Source organism: Paenarthrobacter sp. Y-19, from assembly GCF_029223985.1.
GTDB classification, from domain to species: Bacteria; Actinomycetota; Actinomycetes; order Actinomycetales; family Micrococcaceae; genus Arthrobacter; species Arthrobacter nicotinovorans.
Map to the genome: position 1 here is coordinate 436,971 of NZ_CP119414.1, position 20,726 is coordinate 457,696.

Genomic DNA, 20,726 nt, shown 5'->3' on the forward strand with positions numbered 1-20,726 from the left:
AGCGCGGCTTCCGCCGTGTCACGCAGGGCCAGCCCGGCCCTGAACGTCGTGACGCCGGGCATGCCGCCGACGTCTCGGTACCTAACCTGAAGGGACACGCCCAGCCTCAAGTGAAGTCATTCCGATGAAATGGGCTTCTCGTGGCGCGGTTTCCGCCACGTCACGCAGGGCCAGTCCGGCCTTGAGTATATTGACTGCCGCGTTGACATCGGCGTCATCAACATGCCCACATGAGAGACAACGGAAAAACTTGCCATTTCGGTTGGCGGCTTCTCGGTGCCCGCATTTGCTGCATGATTGGGACGTGTAGGCGGGGTCGACCTGGATGAATTCCCGCCCGGCGCTCTCAGCCTTGGCACGTATCATTTCCAGGAACAATCCCCAGCCCGCGTCGTGGATGGACCGGTTGAGTCCAGTCTTTGCGCTCCCTCCGTTGTGCTCGTAGCCCCTGGCCCCGTCGGGCCGGGGCGCTGCACGCCGAGTCATGCCAGCGATGTTCAGGTCTTCGGCCACTATGACGTCGTACCGGTCCACGAGCCGGCGTGCCGCCTTGTGGAGGTAGTCATGGCGCTGGTTCCTGATCTTCCGATGCACATCGGCGAGCCGCTGCCGGGCCTTGCGTCGGCGGTTGGATCCCCGCTGGGTGCGGGACAGCATCCGGTCGGCGTCAGCCAGCCGGGACTGGGAGGCCCTGCCGTATGCGGGGTTTTCGATGCGCTCTCCCACAGAGGTGTACGCCAGCCCGTTGGGCCCAGTGGCCAGGTCAATCCCAACCATGACGCCGGTCATTTGCAGCGCCGCCGGCAAAGCCTGATCGGCGGCCAGGATGACATACCAGCGCCTGCCTTCCCGCTTGATGCCGATTCTGGTCAACCGCCGTGCAACGACAGGGCGATGCTGCCTGACCTTGATGTGGCCAACACCTTGAAAGTAGACCTTGGTCTGAGTCGGGTGTGAGTCCCACTTAGCACCGTCGCCATTGCGGTGGTCCACCGTGTCGAAGTAGCCGATGCCCTTGAAACGGGGATATCCAGGGGCTCTACCATCTCTGACGCGCCGGAAGAAGGCCTTAAAAGCCTTGTCAAGCCGTCGGAGTGTCTGTTCCTGCGCCGAATAGGACCAGCGCGCTTGATCCTTGTCCTCTGCACGTATCGCAGTCAGCTGGGCATCCTGATCGGCAAACCAAATCTGCTTCCCACGTTTCCACGCATCCCTACGTTCCTGCAATGCAGCATTGTAGAGGGACCGGTGGTCGTCCAGCATCGCCCGGAGCAGTGCGTCCTGCTTCGAAGTCGGGTACATGCGGAACTTGTAAGAGCGGATCACCGCAGGTCCTAATGTGGCGAAAGCCACCCCGTCTAGAAGCGTCAAAACTACCATGTGTTACTAGTGCGGCAGACAAGCCCCAGTGTACTTCGACTGGCATTGATTTGTGCCTACACGTCCGCAGCAGTCTTCCGAGGAGCAAACGCTCCGATGTGCTGAAAGGCGGGAGCTTGTTGGGGGCCGCATCCGGGAGATTCGCCTTGAGCAGGGCGTGTCACAGGAAGCCCTGGCCTTGGAGTCAGGCCTGAGCCGGACCATGATCATCGGGATCGAGTGGGGTCGGAAGAGTGTTGCTTATGAGCGGTTGTGAGACATCGCCGCGGTCCTCGACTGTGACGTCACTGAATTGTTTGTGCCTGCTCAGAGCCGTCCATCAGTCACTCCGTATCGAGGCGGCAGCAGAGCGATGAGCAAATCAGATACAAGTAGTGTCCCGAGCATGCCATAGGCGTAAAAATGGAGTTGTTCATAGAATCGCGCGCGGCCCGGATGGGACTCCGGATTTCATGTCTACCGCGAGTCTGGGACCTGCCTTCGGCGGAACAAATGCACAACGGGTGGATATCCTGCAGGGCCTGCCACATGTTCGAGGCGTAGTGCGAGCGCCTTTCCTCGCGTACGGAATGGGGAGCCGCCAGGATCAGCAGGATTCAGCGTTGTTGCTGGGAAGGGATCTCCTGGGGCGACCAATTTCGGGACGTGTTGGAACTCCGGCGAAACTGGCAAGGTGTCCCAACCCGGCCGGGTTCCCGTAGGGCAGACCATTGGCTTCGGCCCACGCGTCCATTTCCGGGCTGACAGGGATGTGGCCCAAGACCCAGGCCGTCTCGGGGGGAGCAAAGGCTCTCGCATCGCGGCGCTTGGTGTTTACAGTCCCGGTGACAACCTGCATGTGGTCTGGCCGCACGCAGAGCTTACGGTTGCAAATGTGGTCCAAAGTCTTACCCTTGGCGTGGCCACCGTAGAACCAGACGTATGCGAAGCGGTGGGCTAGCCATGGCCCGCCAGCGTGAAACTTTCCGTAACCGTCATCAGGGGTTTCTCGCCATAACCAGCAGCCATACACCCAGTCAGGTTCGATAGCGCTAAGGAATCTGACCAGTGTCTTCTCTTGGGCAGCTTTGGATCTGGTTGTGAGAGCTAGCTGCTCGTGGGGCCGACAGTAGTCGGATCTCGTTTTCCTGTCCATGGGGAATAATCTTGTAGTGCAGCCTTTCGCCCGACACTGCGGCTGCTTACGCAACCACGCCTTGTAATGCTTCTCGCACATGTCCCGCTTGATTGCCGGTGCCTGGCAGCCGCCCTCAAAGCAGGTCTTCCCCTTAACCAAACCGCTCCCATCCTTGTCCCACTTTTCAGCCTCCTCAGCCTATCCGGCCCCTGGTTTCCCGGCGTCACTGGGCGGTTTTCGGTCTGCTTTCGATTGCTGGGTTCGCAGTGACCCTTTTAGGTATTTGGTGGGTGTTAACTGCTGGCGGCCGCCGGAGCCAGCAGTGGAGCGGCGGGCTGACAAGCTATCAGTTGATGGTGGGCTCGGCAGGAACCATAGAGTGTCTCCATCTGAGATCTGTACCGGGCCTCCGGATGGAACGTCCCGGGGCTGTCATACTCCCACCGATCGTTTGGTTCCTCGCGGGCACCTATGGCATTTACCCACCCTGACACGGTGCGTCGCCAAGCCCATCACTGCTGTCCAGTTGGTGAGACGTGCATGCGACGACAGCGTCACCCGCGCAGTAACGAGAATCCTGAGATCCGAACTCGTGGTGATCGATGACATCGGCCTGTTGCCCGTGGCCACCGACGCCGCCGATGTGCTCTACCGGGTCCTGGACGCCGTCTACGAATAAACGCTCCGTCGCGATCTTCCCGAACCTGCACCCAGCCGGGCTTCGACGAGCTCATGCCAAAAACCTTGGCCACAGCAACCGTGGACCGGCTCCTGCACCACGCCCACGACTGCCAAAACAGTGGCGATTCCATCCGCCTCACCCAGGCCCTCGCCGGAAAAGGAGTCACCCAACTGAACTAACCGAAACCGACCATGGCCAATCCCGCCGAACCAATCAGTGGGCAGATCCATTGGTCATCACCGGGCGGAACTACTGGCCACCAGCGGGAACATCAACTGGCCGCCCGTGGGCAGAAACTAATGGTCATTGACACCGTGCCGTCAAGACACACGTCCTTGGCTTGTATCGTCGTACCACCTTTGTCGGAGTCACCTGCGTCTCTCGTACGAACGAGGGCGAGGTGGGAGGTAAAAGCACCCGCGTCTCTCTCGCGGAAGAACGCGGAGCGCATCTGCGTCTCTCAGATGGACTACGCGTGTGGCTCATCCCCAGAACCACCCGCCTCTCGTGGAGATCGAGGATGCTCTATCGCGGGAATCACGTTACATCGAAAAGATGCACGTGTGTTGTCGGGCTACTCTGACCCGGGGCACCCGAAGCGTCGTCAGAATATCGGCGCGCACGGCCTCCTGTGGGCTGCTGTGCCCGCAGGCACCACTACGGATGTCACTGCCAGCGGGGTGCGAATGGCTCTCTCCTAAGAGTCGATGTGCCCACGCGACTACTTGCTTGACGGGTGCCGCTGACTGAACCGTGGGCATGTCCGACCCTAGTCGGCGTTCGTCTGGTGGGCCCGTTCCTGTCGGATTTCCTCGCGGCCCCTAAGTATCCACTCCGCAAGCGACATTGCCATTATCAATGCGATGTAGGCCCAGGCCCATAAGCCAGTCAGGATGCCGGTCGCCAGCAGCACGAAGCCGAGGGCAACGAGTGCCCAAGACGTGACCTTGAGTGCGCGCACAACGCTTGCGACTGGCATGAAATGATCATCCCTTTCCCAGTGACTGCCGTAAAGACCATGCCAAAGCCCTTGGTGGCGACTTCGAGCAGTCCATGAGTGCACCATCCCGACGCATTACAGGGTGATATTCGCCTTGCCTGACGCGTCTGGTCCTACCGGCATCTGAGAATGAGCTGTGACAGCATCCTTGGGGCCGATAACCCGACGGTCAATATGGGTAACAACTACCATGGCCACGCTTCGGATCGCAGCCACCACCGATGGGGTGGGGGTATACCCTTCGATTCTGCGGGCCCCTGCCCGCCGGTGATAGCGCCTGACTACTCGTACGGGTTAAAAAGTTCTCCCAGTCCCGTTCCGCATCATTTCAGCCCGGGGCTGACGTCACATTCTTTGTCTCCGCTCTCGTCCGCCTCCCGGGTCATACCGAAAGGCACCAACGGACTGACCGTAACAGTGAACGCTTGCGGACTCTGCCGCGTTACCAATATTCCTATGCGGAGTTCTGTGGCAATGTCGCGTAGCGATGTGACTGCAGCCTCGAGACGGTCGTCGCGTTCTTGGCAATTGTCCACAGAGACAGTCACGGACTTCTGCGCCTTGTACTCTTCTTGCATGACGGGTCTTTCTTGTCGGAAGGGCTGTCGCGAATCCTGCTGCAACGTTTGAAAGGCCCAGGAGTGCGGCGTGGCACTCTGGGTGTCTCACGTGAGGTACCGAAACACACCCCACCCTGGAGTGCAGACGACGCAGCCGTTTCGGTGGCGTGCCCCGAATGTGGGCCTTCGCCTGGCCGATGAGGACTGAAACGCTGCCGGGGCACCGCAGCCTAGGCATACTAATGAGGGTCGCAAACGTCGCTGTATCTCGGGGTCCTGACGGTCAAACTCTTCAGCTTCCCACTCTCGGCCGTCGAAATCGCTCTTAGCCCATCTCATCGCATCAGATTGGACCGGCGTGCGACCCGCGGCTTGCCTCGCAAGACATGCGCGGATCGCAGTCACCGCCCTTTTTGGATTTCCTAAGACCCAGCCGGAACAGCGATGCCCACGTATTGGGTGGAAAGGTATTCCTCAATGCCCTCAAGTCCACCTTCGCGACCGAGTCCGGATTGTTTTACTCCTCCAAAGGGGGCTGCCGCATTGGAGATGATCCCTGCGTTCAGCCCCAGCATGCCGGTATCGAGCTTCTCGCTCATCCTCAAACCACGGTTCAAATCCCTAGTGAAAACATAGGCAGCAAGCCCGTACTCCGTGTTGTTGGCGAGTCGGATCGCTTCCTCCTCCGTTGAGAAGGTAACGATGGGTGCGACGGGGCCGAATATCTCTTCGGAGAGAATGGGAGACCCTTCGGTCACTCCTGTGAGAATTGTTGGCGCGTAGAAGTAGCCAGGCCCATCAATTGGGGCCCCGCCGGTAACTGCCGTGGCGCCGGCAGATACCGCCTCTGTCACCAAGGAGTGGATTTTGTCCCTGCTCTTGGCATCGATCATGGGCCCGATCTGTGAGCCTGGCTCCGTTCCGCGGGCGGTAGTCAGCGAGGCCATGCGTGCTGCAAATTTCTCCGTGAACTCGTCAGCGATTGACTCCTGGACGATGAACCTGTTCGCAGCGGTGCAGGCTTCGCCCATATTGCGAAGCTTCGCAAACATGGCGCCATCCACGGCGGCATCAATATCCGCATCGTCGAAGACGACGAACGGCGCATTCCCACCCAATTCCATCGAAGTTCGCAGCACCGTCTCCGAGGCATCGGCAAGCAGGCGCCTACCGACCTCCGTGGAACCGGTGAATGAAAGCTTCCGTAACCTGGAATCTTTGATCAGCGGTCCGGTGGTGGCGCCAGCCCTCGTGGACGGAACCACGTTGAGAACCCCGGCGGGAAGGCCGGCCTCCTGCATGACCTGGGCAAATAGCTGGGAAGTAAGTGGAGTCAATCTTGCGGGCTTGAGCACCATGGTGCACCCCGCGGCCACGGCGGGCGCGATCTTCCTTGTGGCCATAGCGAGGGGAAAATTCCACGGTGTAATCAGGAGGCAGGGCCCCACCGGCTTCTTTTGAACCAGGAGCCGTGACTTCCCATCGGGAGAAACCGAGTAGCGGCCCCAGGTACGGACGGCTTCTTCCGAAAACCAGCGCAAAAACTCGGCCCCATAAGCGACTTCACCCTTGGCTTCGGCCAAGGGTTTGCCCATCTCGAGCGTCATAAGCAGGGCAAAATCATCGGCCCGCTCTGTGACCAACTCGAAAGCGCGGCGAAGGATTTCACCGCGGTCCCTCGGTGCGACGGCGGCCCATGACTCCTGGGCGGCAGCGGCCGCGTCGAGGGCACCCAAGCTGTCCTCGGGCGCAGCGTCCGCGATGCTTGCCAGGACCTTGCCAGAGGCGGGATCTTCGACGTCAAATGTCGCGCCGGAGGCAGCCCGCCGCCATTCGCCGCCAATCAATAGGCCGGTGGGTACCGAGGCGAGCAACTCGCTCTCGCGCAGGACAAATGTCATCTTGTTCTCCTTGCTAGGTGGTGTCGTTTCATTCTATCGCCATGCGGACTTCCTGTCTGCAGGGCGGGAATATGAGTTTCTTGCTTGGGGCTAACGAGCCCCGTATCGTCAATGTGAAAAGGTTGTCCGCGGGGTGAGAGAAGTAATATGACTGAGAATTCGGAGGCTTCCGTCGGAGGCATGGGCTTGGTGACCAAGTCGGCCGCCGTTCTTCAGGCTCTGGCCGCCTCGGGGGAGCTCACTGTTGGGCAGTTGTCTGCAGCGACAGGGGAGCCCGTGAGCTCGCTGTACCGGTTGCTCTCGTCGCTGGACGCAATCGGGTGGGTTGAGCAAGGCGCCAAGCGCGGCAAGTTCCGCCTTGGCTTGGACTTCCTCCTGCTGGGATCTCGACTCGAAGCCCAGCTTGACCTTCGTCAGCTTGCCCTCCCGGAACTGATCCGCCTCCATGAAGCTTCCCGGGAGACCGTGTTCCTCTGCATCCGTCGCGGGACGTCGGCCGTGTGCATCGAGAGAATCGACGGGCGGGACGTCCAGATACACAGCCTTCGGCTGGGCGAGTCGCTGCCACTGGGGGAGGGGGTTGCCCCTAGGGCGATACTCGCCTTTGAAAGCCCGGAGTTCGTGGCCGGATACCTTCGAGATTTCGCCTCCAAGCCTCCCATTAGTGCAATAGCCCCCGATGGCGCTCAGTTGGTGAAGCTGTTGGATGAAACGGCTGCGACTGGTGTGGCTGTTGCCGAGGCCGACTGGGTTGATGGGATTGGGGGCGTTGGCGCTCCGATCTTTGACCACAAGGGTCATGTCGTCGGCGCGCTGTCGATCAGCGGACTGTCGCGCCGTCTCTTTTCCGGCGAATTCGATGCCGTCGCATTGGTGACCCAAGCGGCGCGGGCCGTGAGTGAAAAGCTCGGTTCGGATCTACGTGATGGAAAGGTGGACCATGGCCAAGCCAATCCAGTTGCTAGCTAAGAGTAGTAAGCTGCTCCATTCCCTGGCTGAGAAGGGAGCCCTGCCAATCAGCGAGTTGGCGGAGGAGCTCGATATGCCGCGGCCCAGCGTCTACCGGTTGATCGACGCACTGAGGCTGGTAGGTCTGGTCTCCACGACCGAGGACGGGCGTAGTCAGCTTGGTGTGGAAGTGCTTCACCTGGCCCGTGCGGTTCTGGACGCGCTTCCTGAAGCTCGGGCGGCGCAAGGCGAACTTCAACGGCTGAATCAGGTCACAGGTCAAACCGTCTACCTTTGCGCCCCTAGGGATAACCGAGTTGCCTGCCTCGATTGGGTCAGGGGCACTCGGGTCTCCCTTCTGGCTCTCAGTCCCGGCGGCACGTTGCCGGTCAACGCTGGTGCAACCAGCCGGGCTGTCCTTGCTTATTCTCCCGGCCTGCTTGCTCGGCTTTCAGGTTCCCCTTTTGAACAATTGACGCCCAAAACTCTGGCTTCGCTGGAGTCGCTGGAACGCGACGGCAAGGCGATTCGCGACCGAGGCTACAGTGTCTCAAACGAAGATGTAACCCTCGGCGTTTCGGCATTGGGTGTTCCGGTCTTCGGGCCCGCTGGCGAACTTAGCTGCGCCATATCACTGGCCGGGTTGACTGATGACATATTGGGGAATGAGCCGGAGTATGCCAACGAGTTGCTGACGTCCGCCTTCCGGATCCAGGAAGCGCTCAAGGCCTCCCAATAGGCCGCTGCCTCGTCATCCTCCCCTCGGACTACCCCTGTAGCTCACCCCGGATTCTTGATGCTTGGCCGTGGCGCGCGCCTCGTCCTGCGGCAGCTAAGTACTCCACACCTTTTTCAACTACCTCCAGCGCTCGCGTTCATTCTCTATTCTCATCTCATAGACAAGATGTCCATATGGCGGTAAATTGAGGATACGTCGTTGAGAGAGGTTTACCCCATGAACATAAAAACCGAGGTCCTTACAGACCTGGAACTGAGCAGCATCATTCAGGAAGCCCGATGGCGGGTCATTGACACTGTTGCCTCCAGCAAAGCCGGACACATCGGTGGACCCTTGTCCGCTATGGACGTGCTTGTATCGCTGTACTTCAAGCACCTGCGAATAGATCCAAATAGCCCTCAGGACCCGGACCGGGACCGGTTCATCCTGTCGAAAGGCCATTGCGCCGTCGGCCTCTACACGGTGCTAGCCCTGCGCGGGTATTTTTCGGTAGACGAACTGGCCAGCTTTGATCACGGAGACTCTCGCCTTCAAGGGCACCCGGATATGCTTCTGACCCCCGGAGTCGATGCGTCCACCGGATCATTGGGGCAAGGCCTCTCCAGCGGTGCGGGGATGGCGCTCGGAGCCAAAAAGCTGGGAAAAGACTTCCATACCTGGGTCATGCTGGGTGATGGCGAGATCGAAGAAGGCATGGTGTGGGAGACAGTCCTCTCCGCGCCAAGGTTTGGACTCGACAACCTTACGGCGATCGTGGATGTCAACGGACTCCAACAGTATGGCTGGCCGGCTGGGCCGGAGGACCGCTTCGACCGCAGCGAACCCGTGGGGCACGTGGACTTGGAGGCCGTGTTCGCGGGCTTTGGCTGGAACACGATCAGCATCAATGGGCACGACCTGAAAGAAATATCGGACGCCCTCACCTTTGCACAGTCGTTTCGCGGAGTCTCGGGCAAACCGACCGCGATTATTTCGAACACCACCAAAGGGTTCGGCGTCTCGTTTACCCAAGGAACCTACAAGTGGCACAACGGCATAGCCACTGAAGAACAACTGCGGATCGCCCGCGAAGAACTCGGCCAGAACATGGAGGCAGCCAAGTGAGCATCAAAGCGCAGCGTCAGGTTTGGGGTGAGACGCTATCTGAGCTTTCGGATCTTGATGAGCGGATCCTCGTTCTGGATGGCGATCTTGCAACTTCAACCAGGGCAGACATCCTGGCTGAGTCCCACCCTGACAGGTTCATCCAAGTAGGCATTGCCGAGCAGAACATTGTTGGCATGGCTTTCGGCCTCAGCACCCTCGGATACCGACCATGGTTGTCCTCGTTCGGAGTCTTCTTCACCCACCGTGCCCTGGACCAAGTGAGAATGCTTGTTTCACAGACCAAGGCCCCGGTTCGTATTGCGGCGGCCTATGCCGGCTTACTGAACGGTTCCAGTGGCAAAACGCACCAGGACATCGAAGACTTTGCCATCATGCGGGCCATGCCGAATATGACCGTCATCGCCCCCGCAGATGCTGCGGAAGCGCGCGCGGCGATTAAGTGGGTGGCGGAGTACGACGGACCCGTATACATTCGCTTCGCGCGGGACGCCGTTCAGGCCGTCTTTGAAGACGACTACGTCTTTACCCCGTACAAGCCTGTCGTCCTTCGGGATGGCTCCGATCTCACGGTAGTTTCCACGGGCGTGCAGACCTCAAGGGTTTCTCAAGCCTTAGATTCCCTCGAGCTGGAAGGTATTGGGGCGAAACACATTCACGTACCGATGTTGAAGCCCCTGGATGAGCATGAGTTGCTGCATGAACTCGGCGGCGCTCAGTTGATTGTCACTGTGGAAGAACACAGCGTGCTGGGGGGACTCGGCGGGCTCGTTTGCGAGCTTACTGCTGGATCTCCAGAGCCCGCGCGGGTGACCCGGATCGGACTCGAGGATCGCTGGTCCGAGTCTGCACCAAACGATTTCCTTTTGGATAAATACGGATTGTCTCCTGCCAAGGTCGCCCAGCAGATCAAGGCTAGCCTGAACACGCGGAAGTGAATGAAGGCCATGATGTCCAAGCCACTCCAGACCCTGGGCCCACGTGAAACAGTGAAGCAGGCCGCGCTATCATCTTTGTCGCGTATCGTTACCCTCACTCCCGCCCCTGCGATAGACAGGGTCTACTTTCTTGATCGAATGGTCGAGGGCCACGTCAACAGGGCCACCAGGGTGGAAACGTACCTCGCAGGCAAGGGCATCAATGTTGCACGCGCCCTTAGCCTCGCTGGGAACGTCGCCACCGCTGTAGTGCCCATCAATGCCGAGGACCTTGAACTGGCCGAGGGCAGCGAAAGCGTTCGTAAGAAGGTCTTCAAGACCGTGGAGGTCACTGCGCCCACACGGGTGAACGCGATAATTGTCGACACGGACGGCGCGACCACGAACTTCAATGAGAGTGCCGCACCTCTGTCCACTGCAAAGTGGCACCAACTGTGCGCGGCAACACTTCACGAAGTCGAACGAGTCAAAGCAGACTGGCTCGTCCTCGGAGGATCCCTGCCGGCGGACACCACCACGGGCCGCGAAGTCGATCCCGGAGACCTCTTTCGGGCGGCACGCCGGGCTGGTGCCTCAACCTGCCTGGACACGTCAGGAGAAACCCTCAGAGCTTGGGCGTCCTCAGCAAATCCGGTGGACCTGGTGAAACCAAACAAGGAGGAACTCGCAGATATCACCGGAACGCAGCTGAGGACTATGCGGGATGTGGTCTACGCAGCGAACCTGCTCCGGAAAAGGGGAGTTCGGACGGTCTTGGCCAGCCTGGGCAGTGACGGACTCGTTGAAGTGAACGAGCACGAGGTCCTCTGGGCGCGGGGACCCTCCGCTAAAGTCCTCAACACCACCGGGGCGGGCGACGCTGCCTTGGCCGGATATCTCAGCGCGTTGCCCCACGCCTCGGCCGCCCCCTTCACGCATGAGGTGGTTCGTGAGGCACTGGCCCGGGCGGTTGCCTGGGGCGCGCTCGCCGTCCAGGAACCAACCACCATCCTCCCTCGAGTAGTTTTCTCTCCAAAGGGAATCTCGGTTTCCGCCCCGGACCCCGACTACCTTCTCTCCCGGTAAGTTCGCCACTACTTACCATCCACAATCCGCCAGGGCCCGCGTCTCGCAACCACGGGCCCTGGCTTCTTTCGGCCGCGGATAGTACCTACGGAATGTAGCGGTTGTTGCGCAGGAAGTTCAAGTGATTCAGGAGGCTCAGGTGGGAGTCGATGCAGTCGTGGAAACCGGCCTGGCGGATCTTGATGGTGCTTTGCACCATGTCAAAGTCGGAAGCCAGCCAGCCTTCGACAAATGGCCACGAGGCAATGGTGGCCCATGGGGTTGGACGCAGTCCATACTGGGTGACCATGGTTTGCCAGAGGTCTTCCTTATCGCTCATGTGCTCAACCAAGGGCACCGGCTGGGGTTCCGCCGTCGGCATGTCGAAGAAGTCGGCTAGGTCGACCCAAAGCTGGCTCCAGCGGAAGTTATCGCCGTTGGTGACGTTGAAGATTTCTGCGTGTGCGCCGTCAGCGGTCAGCGCCCACGAAATGGCGCGTGCCAGGAGCGCCGAATCTGTGGCTTGATGCAGGGCATTCCACGTTCCAGGGAGGCCGGGGAAACGTAGCGGCACAGTCTGTTCTTTGCTGACTGCGGCAAAAACGGCCAACCCGTTGACGATATTCATGGGAGATCCTGCACTGAAACCGAATACCCCATCGGGACGCAGAACCGTCCAGGAGAATTTCCGGTCGAGAGCGCGCTGCTTCAGGGCGTCTTCCTGGTTGTTGTAGAAAATAGGTCCCAGGAAGCGTGGATCTGATTCCTTCGCGGGTGTCTTATAGTGGCCCAAATGTTCCCCATAGGATTTTCCGCCTCCCACCATGACCACTCTGGTGAGATTCACCCCTAGGGACTGAAGGGCATCAAGCGTATTCATCAGCATGGCGGTGTTGGGCGCCACGGCTGCTCGCATCGGCAGGTCGAGGTAGGCGGCGTAGACAACGTGTGTGACCGCCGCCAAGGGTGCGAAACGCTCCTTCACCGCGTCCAGATCCAGTAGGTCGACACTCACGTGCAGGACATTGCTCCGGGTTTTCAATTCTTCCAAAGGCCCACGCCTAGCAACGGTCACCACGTCCCAGCCCGCGTTGGCGAGCTCCAGAGCTGCGGCCCGCCCTATGACTCCGTGTGCTCCAACCACCATGACCCGGCCGTGTCTCACGTTCCGAAGTTCGTTCATTACATTTCCATCCCAGTTCGCTGCTTAAGTCTGAAAATAGCTTGGGCCGGGCCTATGGCCCGGCCCAAGCCGTTATTCACGCACTATGTGCGCGTTGTTGCTGTAGCGTTTGGACGCTGCTTTCCCCTTAGTGGGAGTCGGCACCTTCGAGGGCATCGTCGCTCGCCACTGCTTGCACGTGATCGTGCGGGTCTCCCTTGTAAGCCCAGATCCGCTTGTAGGAGCCGGATCCAAGATCGTCCAGCAGATCAGGTCCTACGGGATTCCAGCCCAGCTCTGTGCGAGCCTTCGCCGAGTCCACACGGCTGTTGCTTGAAATGGCCACGTCCACCCAGCGCTGACCCAAGGCCTCGTACGCGACCTCCGGCGGGCACGACTCGGCAGCCTGGAGGCCGACCAGCCCTGCGATGGTCTCTGCGATGTCTCCCATGCGCGCTTCACCAGCCGCCAGGTTGTAGGCGCTGCCGGTGGGAGCGTTGTGCAAGGCAAGGAAGTAGGCTTCTGCCAGGTCGGCGATGTATACGTTGGACCAACGGTTGTCACCGCGGCCGACGTATAGGCTGCGGCCTGACGTGATGGCCTGGCGGATGAGTAACGGCAGCTGTTCGCTGGCGCCATCGCCAAAGATCATGGAGGGACGCAGGACAACAGTGTGGATACCCCTGCCGGCGGCGTCGATCACGGCAAGGTCCGTGGCATATCGCGTTGCAACAATCTCAGCAGGGGAATGCGGGACCTCTTCGGTAAAGATAGTTGGGTTCAGCTCGCCCTGTGCTAGGTCCGTGTAGATACCCGTTCCGCTGGTGCGGATGAATTTCTTGCCGGTTCCCTCCAGCGCGGTGAGGAACACTTGGGTGGACTCAGCATGATCGGCTGTTGCCGTATCAATAACTGCATCCGCAGATAGGGCTGCTGCCCTGAGGACCGTAGAGTCATCGAGCCCTCCGAACACAGGAACGATGCCGCGGGCGCGCAGCGCCTTGGCACCGCTTTCGCTCCGGACGAGACCGCTGACGGAGTGGCCGGACTGGAGGAGCCGCTGGGAAACGGCCTGTCCGATGTATCCGGTGGCACCAGTGACGAAGATATGCATGGGTTTCCTTAGTTTTGCGGGGTTTCTCTATGGGACTGCTTAGGCCAGGTGGCTTAGCGGTTCTTCCTGCTGCTCTGGCGGGAGGATGCTGGGAGTGTCGTCGTCCAGGAGGAGGCGGCGAATGTCTAAGCAGACGCTTTCGGCCAAGACCCCAATGGGGGCGTGTTCCGGGTGTTCGAGATAACGTTTGTAATTTTCTTCCGACTCAAACACGGACACATAACCGGTGACGTTGACGTCATCATAGGCGCGGATGACCCGTACCTCTTCTAGTTCCCGGATTTTCCCGGGAAGGGCGCGCAATGCGTCCTCGAAGCTGGATCGTGCCTCCTTTGTGATGTCCTCGGGGAAAGTGAAGCTGACGAGTTGGTAGAACATCGTGTTTCCTGCGCCCTATCTCTGTTGTTGTTTCAGTTGTTTGATATTGGATTTGTGCTCAACGGTGACGAAGACCAGTTGAGACTGCCCGATGTTTTCCAGATCGTGAAGAAGGTATTCGCCGGGTCCGAAGTGAAAGTGACGAGTGTCACCCTCGGCGTAGTCCACTTCCCTGGTGGTCCCATCGTCCTCGTGCTGTCGGCTGCGTCCGGCGCTGACGGCGGTCCAGAAGTAGTTCAGAACATGGCGGTGGGCGGGCAGTCGGTGGCCGGGATCCAGCCTGATTTCCCAAACCCTTAAGTCTTCTGTTTCGGAAACTATGCGCTGCCCCACCGTGAAGTTGTGGGCGTTGTCATGAAATTCCTGGAGGACCTCGGCAGGCCAGCCATCGAAGTTGCGGGCTACCACGGCCCCCGCCCGCTGGCTTCCGTGCGGAATGGTGGCTTGGTTTTCTTGGGTTGGCACGATGCATCCTCTTAATAGCGGGTGAGAGAGGATCACACGAATGTCGTGACGCCTCCATTGACGGTGTATTCGGCCCCGGTGATAAAGCCTGCGGCCGGTGAGGCGAGGAAGAGGATCACTGGAGCGACATCGTCGGCGGTCCCCAGTCTCCCCACGGGGAGCCCTGTGTCTTCCACGAAGGCCTGGATTGCTTCTTCTCTTGGCACTTGAAATTTGCGTGCCTGGGAGTCAAGAAAGCCTCCGGGCCTATCCCACATAGGTGTGTAAATATGCGCCGGAGCTACAACATTGGACCGGATTCCGTTCGGTCCGAATTCCCGGGACAGGAGCTTGGACAGGGACAAAATAGCCGCCTTTGAAACGCTGTAGTCTGGAGCGTCCACCAGGGGAGTTCGTCCTGCTTCCGATCCCACGTGGATGATTGATCCTGAACCGGTTCGAAGCATATGAGGAAGAACCTCCCGGCACATTCTGACGTAGCCCATAAAGTTGAGTTCCATAGTGGCTTCCCACATTTCATCGGTGACATCAAGAAAGCCCTGCCGGACCGCTATGGCCCCTGCGTTGTTGACGAGGATGTCGATCCCGCCGAAGCGTTGTAGGGCCTGCCGTACCGCGATCTCAGGGGTCGCGGGAAGAGACAGGTCCGCGGAGATATGGAGAAAATGGTCGGCATTCGTGCTGGTTGTGATTGTCATTTCCGCTGGTTCGCGGCTGACTCCAACAACATTCGCTCCTTCCTCGAGGAAATGTTCGGCGGCCGCGAGCCCGATTCCTTGGCTCGCACCTGTGATGAGGACAGTTTTGCCACTGAAGATTTTGTGCATGGTCCGTGTGCCTTCCTCTGTTCATGCAAATTAGGTATTCGCAGAGGACACCGAGCTTAGCTGCCACGCGGCGGCGGGTCTCGGGTTCGAGGATCAGGAATTGATGGGGTGATTTTGCGTAGGCGGGTAGTGGAGAATCCTGAGGCCCTCGACTTGGGCTTGTTTCAATGTTTCCACGAAGGCGGGCAGGGCGTCCAAGACCAGAATGCAATGCCGGACCAAAGCGCTGCTTATGGCTTTGGGATGGCTGATTTTCCGTAGCTGACGTTAGTCGGTTAGGACCACATCAAGGCGTATGAGCCTTCGCGGAGCTCGTCCTGTAGGCCCGGCCCTTTGGGCAGCCATCCAAGCTCAATTCTGGCCTTCGTGGCATCAACCCGGCAGTTGCCGGCCACGACGCCGTCGACGAATTTCACTCCGTATGCCTCATAGGCGGCGTCCATGGTGCATGACAGTGCTTCTGGGTAACCCAGAATTGTTGCGATGTCCTGAGAAATGTCAGCCAGGGATGATTCGCCGGCGGCGATGTTGTACAAGCTCCCGGATGGTGCTTTCTCCACCGCCAGGACAAACGACTCCGCAAGGTCCGCAAGGTAGACATGTGATTGCCTGTTGGCGCCAGGACCAACGTAGAGGCTTCGTCCCGCGGTGATGGCGCGTTTTATCAGCCCTCCAATGACCGGACCGCTGGCCTCTCCATAGGGAATAGAAGGCCTCAGGACAGTGGTGTGAATACCCATTTCCGCCGCCTGCAGGACCTGGGTATCCGTTTCGAGGATCTCGGCAAGTCCGCGAATGGGAGATACTGTCTTGCCCTCTTTGTGGACGATCCTGCTCAACGAACCGAGTGAGGCGTCCACGTAAACCCTCGAGGTGCTGTTTCGGATGTATCGTTTCTCCGTCCCCTCCAAGGTGGCCAGAAAAAGCTTGGCGGCTGGCAGGTGGCCGGAAACGTCGACCACAGCGTCAACGAGCTGTGTGACATTCCGGATGGTTTCGCCGTCTTCAAGCGTGGCCAGGATCGGAGTTATCCCCCTGGACTCCAGGACTTTCGTCCCCGTGACAGTGTCGGTGAGCCCGAACGTTTCGTGGCCCGCCGCTTTGAGCCGCAACGCAACGGCCAGCCCGACGTATCCGGTTGAGCCGGTGACGAGTACAGACATTCTTGTTCCCTTCGGCTGAACGTCTACCGGACGCTTCGGATCCCGCACTGAGACGCCCGTTGATATCGTTTCATGGTAAGGGGCGGGCCTCTAATAGAAGTCTGTTTGGACTCCCATGAGCGGTGGTTATGGCTGGGAGTTGTTTTGTTTCCGGTGATGACTTTCGGGCGGCTCAAGAACTGCAGGAAGTTTCTGCAGAAGGTCCACATATCTCTTGGCCGTGGGCGATAGCTTGGTGCGGCTGTACACGGCCAAGTCGCGGGTCAAAGCGGGAAACGGCTCTACAGCGACCCCGGGGCCGTCCATCGGTAAGGCATTTGCCGGGAGCAGGGCAACCCCCGCACCCGCGCCGGCCAGTTTCACAGCGCTGTCTATTTGACCTGTGTGGAACACGAAGTCAGGAGTCACGTCGGCGGACTGCATGTATTCACGGATGAACTCACCCAGTCCATGGTTTCCCTCGAAAGTGATCCATGAATGAGCATGGAGGGCGCTCACGGGGAGGACTCCACGTGACTGTGGCGCCCCCTTGGGCACCTTGCCCTCGTATGGCTGGACCTCCTTCAGAATGGGGTCCTCGGGGGCCAGGTACAGCACAAAAATTTCGTGTCCAAGATCGACGACGGGGCCACTCCACTGCTTTGGTGTAGGCCCGACGGCGAGATCACCGGCGCCGGATGCCACCGACTCTTCGAGGGTTCTCCTGTGGGCGTACTCCAACAGCGTGACCGGGATCCTCGGATTGTCTGTGTGCCAACGGAGGAGGGACGGAGGGAGGATTCCGGCGGCTATCGAAAGTACCGTGGCGATCACCAGTTCACCCGCTTCTCCACTAAGGACTTCGCGGGCGGCCTTCCTAGCGTCTTCGGCTGCCTTCAACGCAATTCGGGCATGCTCGGCATAAGCCCGACCGGCGGGGGTCAACCGCACAGTTCCCGTGGTCCGCTCGATAAGTTCGCCGCCCGCCGTGCGCTCAAGCGCACGAATCTGCTGACTCAATCCCGGCTGGGAAACGCGAAGGAGCTCAGCGGCTCGCGTGAAGGATCCCTCTTCGGCCACTACCAGTAGATATTCCATCTGCCTCAAAGTCACCTTATAAGCATAGGTTATGCATTTGGCTGGAAATAGCTCTTGGACTTTCCTGTGTGCCGCACCACAAGCTGGAGGCGTCAGATCATGAAAAGCGGCTTGGCGTCCGCACTTCAAACGCCCGAGTGCGGGTTCCGACTCAGTTGCAGCTCTGCATAAATCCTTGGAGGAAAAACGATGAAAAACGGAATGTTCGTCTTCGACTGCGTGGTTCATACGCAGGACTTCACCGACCGGCAGGTGCGGCCGGGCGGGGACGGCCGGCAGGTCCGGGCCCACCGCACCAACCAGGGGCAGTTCAACAAGCTGATGGCAACAAAGGGTCCTGCCGACAAGCCGGACTTCTATGATCCGGTGGACGTTGACTGGGCGAACAAGACGCTTTTCGAAGAGTCGGACACTGACATAGCCATGGTGTGCACCGTGCCGCTCTTCGGGCAGTGGCAGAACTCCTTGGGACCAGCGGAATTGAACTATCAGCTGGCAGCTTCCAACCCTTCCCGGTTCTACTTCACCGGCGGGGTTGACCCTGTCTGGCAGGGGTTGGACTTCGCTTTGGAAGAGATGGAACGGCAGGTGAAGGAGTGGGGAGCTGTCAGCTTCAAGTTCTACCAATATCACGATGAGAACCATCATTGGCGAGCTGACGATAAGGAGATCGCCTACCCCCTATGGGAAAAGGCCATTGAGCTCGGAATCAAGATGGTGCAGTTCCACAAGGGATACCCCTTGGGCATGCAGCCAGTGGAAGCATTCCGTCCCAACGACATACAAATGGCCGCCTACGATTTCCCGGAATTGAACTTCGGCATCCATCACCTCGGCGATCCATACGTTGATGAGCTGGTCAGCATCGCTTCGCGCTTCCCCAACATCTATCTGATGCTTCCGCTGTGGCACAACCAGTACTACCTTCAGCCTTATCCCATGCTGCACCGGCTAGGCCAGACGCTGCTCTTCGTCGGCGCGGACAAACTTTTGAATATGTCAACTAAAAATGGCCCCGGTAGGACGGCTATTTCTGGCCCCAGCTTGAGGATTGGGCAATCTTAGATTCGAAGTGCCGCCCCAGTGTCCTGGGTTTCTTTGGCTGCATGCGGGTCGGAGACGGAAGGATGGCTGATTGACGGAAACGGAGACCGGCCATTGCCCGGCCGTGTAACGGCCGTGGATTGACCGGCATCCTTTGTCGGCCCCTGCCGACCCCACGAGTGTAGAACCGGTTGGGGGAAGCGATCGGTCTGATGGTTTGGGCGTGGCATCGAGGGCGGCCGTGTATGAGAAGGCCCAGCTTGTGGGGACGGGGCGCGGACTAGCAGTGGTTGCCTTTACCCATCCACCCAGCGCTACGGGCAGCAAAGAACGTCCCTATAGTGCTTGCGACGGGGACGAAGAGAAAGACCATGATGGCCTGGATGTCGCCACCGCTGACAACGAACGCAACTATGGCGATCCACCAAGATAGCAGGGCCGTAAACCCGCAAAGGATTGCGATCATGGCCCGGGCGCGGGGCAAAGCGAAGCGATGCCTGCGGATTGGCGGGGTCTTGAAGTATCTGCCCCGAGCGTTCCGTTCTCGGCGCACAACTACAAACGCTAATGCAGTGACCAGGGCAGGGACTACGAGGTATGGGGTGCCGCCGGAGTTGTTCGCCGTCCCGGCGATACCAATCCACCAGCATAGGGCGGCCGTGAAGCCCAGGAGAATGCCCTTCACCGGTCTCGGCGCGGGATCCGCCCGAAACAACGGTTCAAGATTCCCGTTCATGTCTGCTCCCTTGTGCGAACCCGTCATCACTACTCATCAGAGCACGGCGAGGATTCCTTGGCGAGGGCCGGGTTTCCGAATCGGTCGCCCGGCCCTAATCCAGGACTTAGGTCAGGCGACCGCCGGAGTCTCCCCAGGCGTGGATGCCACCCCATGACCCTCCATAAGATGTGGGAAAGTAGGTCTGGGTGAAGTTCGCTGCCGAGCTCCACCCGTAGCCGTTGCCCCAATTGTCACGGACTGCACTGGTGACTTTGACGTTTCCAAACCAGCAGTAATTACCGCTTTCGGAAGTTTGAGCTTTAGCTAAGCCATTCGGGAAGTCGTACCAGCTGGTTCCGTAGAACGTTCCTGGGTTGCAGTTTGTTGGTTGAACGTACCAGCTGTTGCTGCCCCAGGCATTCGCGGCCTGGCTGGAGCCAAGCACCAGTGCTGTTACGGCGAGAAGGGTTAGTGAGGCGCGTTTTACGACGTGCATGTCGGGTCCCATCCAATTCTGACGTGAGTGTTCGAAGGGTCGAATTCGGCCGGCCTGTGTTCAGGCACGCCCTCGGGTTAGCGGGTGCTTCCCTTCACGAGAAAATTCGGAGCGGTAGCGTCCCATTTTTCGGGGTCGCTGGCTGCAGCAGCTTGAGTGCTGCCCGGGACTACAAGCCACGCTTCTTCGCTTTTGTCGGGGTTGGCCACGCGGAGGCCATATCCTTCGAATCCCTTGACGAAGGTGCAGCCCATCATTTGACCGGAGCCGTCCTGTCCGACCGTGACGATGCAGATCTGATCGCTTCCCATGGCGGCCGCAAAGTATTGAAGATTGGTGGTTTTGCCCACCAACCGTACGGATGCCGGATCGATGCCGGTTGACGAAAACGTCTTGGCAGCGGACTCGGGTAAACGGTCTGACAATTGCTGTTGGGATGCCATCGCGGGAACGATGTCCGCTGCTTTTCCGACAGCGTGTTCAGACGGTGATGACGCAGCAACAGCGGCTACACCGACGCCAGCAACGGCTACGGCTGTTAGCGCAATTTTCCATTTGCCATGCATTACTTCTGCCCCCCCAGAGAGAGTAAATCCATTGGATGGAGCAAGGCTAATGCCTTGATGGCCTTTGGGCAATGGCCCCTGACAGGGGCAATGAGGCGGAAATGAAACAGTCTTATGAAGGCGGAAGACGGCACAACTGTCATCGGTCAACGCACTGTCGGCAAAGCCGCCCCGAACGACGCACCCAAAAAGAACGAAGCTCTTGACGTGAGTATCCACCCCTGGACACCGGGCCGGCTACCCCGTTTCCTCTACATCTGGGCCGAGGCGGCGCTCCTTTGCGGCAGCTGTCCCTAACCGTCC

Annotated in this window: 20 protein-coding genes; 8 read left to right on the plus strand and 12 right to left on the minus strand. The window is 59.4% G+C overall.

Annotation, left to right across the window (positions count from 1 at the left end):
* Positions 1 to 81: 81 nt before the first annotated feature.
* A complete protein-coding gene (locus PYR64_RS02130) occupies positions 82 to 1,380 on the minus strand; it encodes a transposase (RefSeq protein ID WP_275778043.1) in 1,299 nt (432 codons plus the stop codon).
* 1,646 nt (positions 1,381 to 3,026) lie between these two features.
* On the opposite strand from PYR64_RS02130, the gene PYR64_RS02135 reads away from it, so the two are divergent.
* Together PYR64_RS02135 and PYR64_RS02140 are read left to right on the plus strand one after the other, a co-directional pair.
* The gene (locus tag PYR64_RS02135; RefSeq protein WP_275778044.1) at positions 3,027 to 3,176 is read left to right on the plus strand and encodes an ATP-binding protein; all 150 of its coding nucleotides are present in this window, start codon (positions 3,027 to 3,029) and stop codon (positions 3,174 to 3,176) included.
* 53 nt (positions 3,177 to 3,229) lie between these two features.
* The gene (locus PYR64_RS02140) at positions 3,230 to 3,358 is read left to right on the plus strand and encodes an ATP-binding protein (RefSeq protein WP_275778046.1); all 129 of its coding nucleotides are present in this window, start codon (positions 3,230 to 3,232) and stop codon (positions 3,356 to 3,358) included.
* A 590-nt stretch (positions 3,359 to 3,948) separates the two neighbouring features.
* On the opposite strand, the gene PYR64_RS02145 is transcribed toward PYR64_RS02140, so the two are convergent.
* On the minus strand, positions 3,949 to 4,158 hold the full coding sequence (locus PYR64_RS02145; RefSeq protein ID WP_275778048.1) for a hypothetical protein: 210 nt from the start codon (positions 4,156 to 4,158) through the stop codon (positions 3,949 to 3,951).
* 1,003 nt (positions 4,159 to 5,161) lie between these two features.
* The gene (locus PYR64_RS02150) at positions 5,162 to 6,640 is read right to left on the minus strand and encodes an NAD-dependent succinate-semialdehyde dehydrogenase (protein WP_275778050.1); all 1,479 of its coding nucleotides are present in this window, start codon (positions 6,638 to 6,640) and stop codon (positions 5,162 to 5,164) included.
* Between the two features lie 147 nt (positions 6,641 to 6,787).
* Between PYR64_RS02150 and PYR64_RS02155 the strand changes: the two genes are divergently transcribed.
* From PYR64_RS02155 to PYR64_RS02175, 5 genes are all read left to right on the plus strand, one after another.
* On the plus strand, positions 6,788 to 7,609 hold the full coding sequence (locus tag PYR64_RS02155; RefSeq protein WP_275778052.1) for an IclR family transcriptional regulator: 822 nt from the start codon (positions 6,788 to 6,790) through the stop codon (positions 7,607 to 7,609).
* Positions 7,581 to 8,327, plus strand: a complete 747-nt coding sequence (locus tag PYR64_RS02160) for an IclR family transcriptional regulator (protein WP_275778054.1) — start codon at positions 7,581 to 7,583, stop codon at positions 8,325 to 8,327. Before PYR64_RS02155 ends, PYR64_RS02160 begins: the two co-directional genes overlap by 29 nt.
* 216 nt (positions 8,328 to 8,543) lie before the next feature.
* Complete coding sequence (locus tag PYR64_RS02165) at positions 8,544 to 9,431, plus strand: transketolase (RefSeq protein ID WP_275778056.1); 888 nt, start codon at positions 8,544 to 8,546, stop codon at positions 9,429 to 9,431.
* Entirely contained in the window at positions 9,428 to 10,369 is a 942-nt protein-coding gene (locus PYR64_RS02170; RefSeq protein WP_275778058.1) for a transketolase C-terminal domain-containing protein, read from the plus strand. Before PYR64_RS02165 ends, PYR64_RS02170 begins: the two co-directional genes overlap by 4 nt.
* A 9-nt stretch (positions 10,370 to 10,378) precedes the next feature.
* A complete protein-coding gene (locus PYR64_RS02175; protein ID WP_275778060.1) occupies positions 10,379 to 11,434 on the plus strand; it encodes a 1-phosphofructokinase family hexose kinase in 1,056 nt (351 codons plus the stop codon).
* Between the two features lie 85 nt (positions 11,435 to 11,519).
* Here the strand turns inward: PYR64_RS02175 and PYR64_RS02180 are convergent, their stop codons facing one another.
* The 7 genes from PYR64_RS02180 to PYR64_RS02210 all read right to left on the minus strand — a co-directional run bounded on the left by PYR64_RS02180 (position 11,520) and on the right by PYR64_RS02210 (position 17,599).
* Complete coding sequence (locus tag PYR64_RS02180; protein ID WP_275778062.1) at positions 11,520 to 12,596, minus strand: SDR family oxidoreductase; 1,077 nt, start codon at positions 12,594 to 12,596, stop codon at positions 11,520 to 11,522.
* Between the two features lie 127 nt (positions 12,597 to 12,723).
* Positions 12,724 to 13,689: an NAD-dependent epimerase/dehydratase family protein gene (locus PYR64_RS02185; protein ID WP_275778064.1), complete on the minus strand. Its 966-nt coding sequence runs from the start codon at positions 13,687 to 13,689 to the stop codon at positions 12,724 to 12,726.
* 39 nt (positions 13,690 to 13,728) lie between these two features.
* A complete protein-coding gene (locus PYR64_RS02190; protein ID WP_275778066.1) occupies positions 13,729 to 14,067 on the minus strand; it encodes a Dabb family protein in 339 nt (112 codons plus the stop codon).
* 15 nt (positions 14,068 to 14,082) lie between these two features.
* A complete protein-coding gene (locus PYR64_RS02195) occupies positions 14,083 to 14,568 on the minus strand; it encodes a hypothetical protein (RefSeq protein WP_275778068.1) in 486 nt (161 codons plus the stop codon).
* On the minus strand, positions 14,565 to 15,359 hold the full coding sequence (locus PYR64_RS02200) for an SDR family oxidoreductase (RefSeq protein WP_275778070.1): 795 nt from the start codon (positions 15,357 to 15,359) through the stop codon (positions 14,565 to 14,567). Before PYR64_RS02200 ends, PYR64_RS02195 begins: the two co-directional genes overlap by 4 nt.
* Before the next feature lie 275 nt (positions 15,360 to 15,634).
* A complete protein-coding gene (locus PYR64_RS02205) occupies positions 15,635 to 16,522 on the minus strand; it encodes an NAD-dependent epimerase/dehydratase family protein (RefSeq protein WP_275778072.1) in 888 nt (295 codons plus the stop codon).
* 126 nt (positions 16,523 to 16,648) lie between these two features.
* Entirely contained in the window at positions 16,649 to 17,599 is a 951-nt protein-coding gene (locus PYR64_RS02210; RefSeq protein ID WP_275778074.1) for a LysR family transcriptional regulator, read from the minus strand.
* A gap of 189 nt (positions 17,600 to 17,788) precedes the next feature.
* Here PYR64_RS02210 and PYR64_RS02215 point away from each other — a divergent pair, with 189 nt between their 5' ends.
* Entirely contained in the window at positions 17,789 to 18,664 is an 876-nt protein-coding gene (locus PYR64_RS02215) for an amidohydrolase family protein (protein ID WP_275778077.1), read from the plus strand.
* Between the two features lie 259 nt (positions 18,665 to 18,923).
* Here PYR64_RS02215 and PYR64_RS02220 read toward each other — a convergent pair whose 3' ends face one another.
* Both PYR64_RS02220 and PYR64_RS02225 read right to left on the minus strand, forming a co-directional pair.
* The gene (locus PYR64_RS02220; protein ID WP_139126782.1) at positions 18,924 to 19,379 is read right to left on the minus strand and encodes a hypothetical protein; all 456 of its coding nucleotides are present in this window, start codon (positions 19,377 to 19,379) and stop codon (positions 18,924 to 18,926) included.
* Between the two features lie 555 nt (positions 19,380 to 19,934).
* On the minus strand, positions 19,935 to 20,642 hold the full coding sequence (locus tag PYR64_RS02225; RefSeq protein ID WP_166842605.1) for a hypothetical protein: 708 nt from the start codon (positions 20,640 to 20,642) through the stop codon (positions 19,935 to 19,937).
* Between the last annotated feature and the right edge of the window lie 84 nt (positions 20,643 to 20,726).

Bases quoted from the DNA above. Each gene is read 5' to 3' on its own strand.
- PYR64_RS02205 (WP_275778072.1), bottom strand. From the start codon at position 16,522: ATGTCTGTACTCGTCACCGGCTCAACCGGATACGTCGGGCTGGCCGTT.
- PYR64_RS02185 (WP_275778064.1), bottom strand. From the start codon at position 13,689: ATGCATATCTTCGTCACTGGTGCCACCGGATACATCGGACAGGCCGTT.
- PYR64_RS02200 (WP_275778070.1), bottom strand. From the start codon at position 15,359: ATGCACAAAATCTTCAGTGGCAAAACTGTCCTCATCACAGGTGCGAGC.
- PYR64_RS02190 (WP_275778066.1), bottom strand. From the start codon at position 14,067: ATGTTCTACCAACTCGTCAGCTTCACTTTCCCCGAGGACATCACAAAG.
- PYR64_RS02150 (WP_275778050.1), bottom strand. From the start codon at position 6,640: ATGACATTTGTCCTGCGCGAGAGCGAGTTGCTCGCCTCGGTACCCACC.
- PYR64_RS02140 (WP_275778046.1), top strand. From the start codon at position 3,230: ATGCCAAAAACCTTGGCCACAGCAACCGTGGACCGGCTCCTGCACCAC.
- PYR64_RS02160 (WP_275778054.1), top strand. From the start codon at position 7,581: ATGGCCAAGCCAATCCAGTTGCTAGCTAAGAGTAGTAAGCTGCTCCAT.
- PYR64_RS02165 (WP_275778056.1), top strand. From the start codon at position 8,544: ATGAACATAAAAACCGAGGTCCTTACAGACCTGGAACTGAGCAGCATC.
- PYR64_RS02155 (WP_275778052.1), top strand. From the start codon at position 6,788: ATGACTGAGAATTCGGAGGCTTCCGTCGGAGGCATGGGCTTGGTGACC.
- PYR64_RS02215 (WP_275778077.1), top strand. From the start codon at position 17,789: ATGAAAAACGGAATGTTCGTCTTCGACTGCGTGGTTCATACGCAGGAC.
- PYR64_RS02210 (WP_275778074.1), bottom strand. From the start codon at position 17,599: ATGGAATATCTACTGGTAGTGGCCGAAGAGGGATCCTTCACGCGAGCC.
- PYR64_RS02220 (WP_139126782.1), bottom strand. From the start codon at position 19,379: ATGAACGGGAATCTTGAACCGTTGTTTCGGGCGGATCCCGCGCCGAGA.
- PYR64_RS02175 (WP_275778060.1), top strand. From the start codon at position 10,379: ATGATGTCCAAGCCACTCCAGACCCTGGGCCCACGTGAAACAGTGAAG.
- PYR64_RS02145 (WP_275778048.1), bottom strand. From the start codon at position 4,158: ATGCCAGTCGCAAGCGTTGTGCGCGCACTCAAGGTCACGTCTTGGGCA.
- PYR64_RS02180 (WP_275778062.1), bottom strand. From the start codon at position 12,596: ATGAACGAACTTCGGAACGTGAGACACGGCCGGGTCATGGTGGTTGGA.
- PYR64_RS02130 (WP_275778043.1), bottom strand. From the start codon at position 1,380: ATGGTAGTTTTGACGCTTCTAGACGGGGTGGCTTTCGCCACATTAGGA.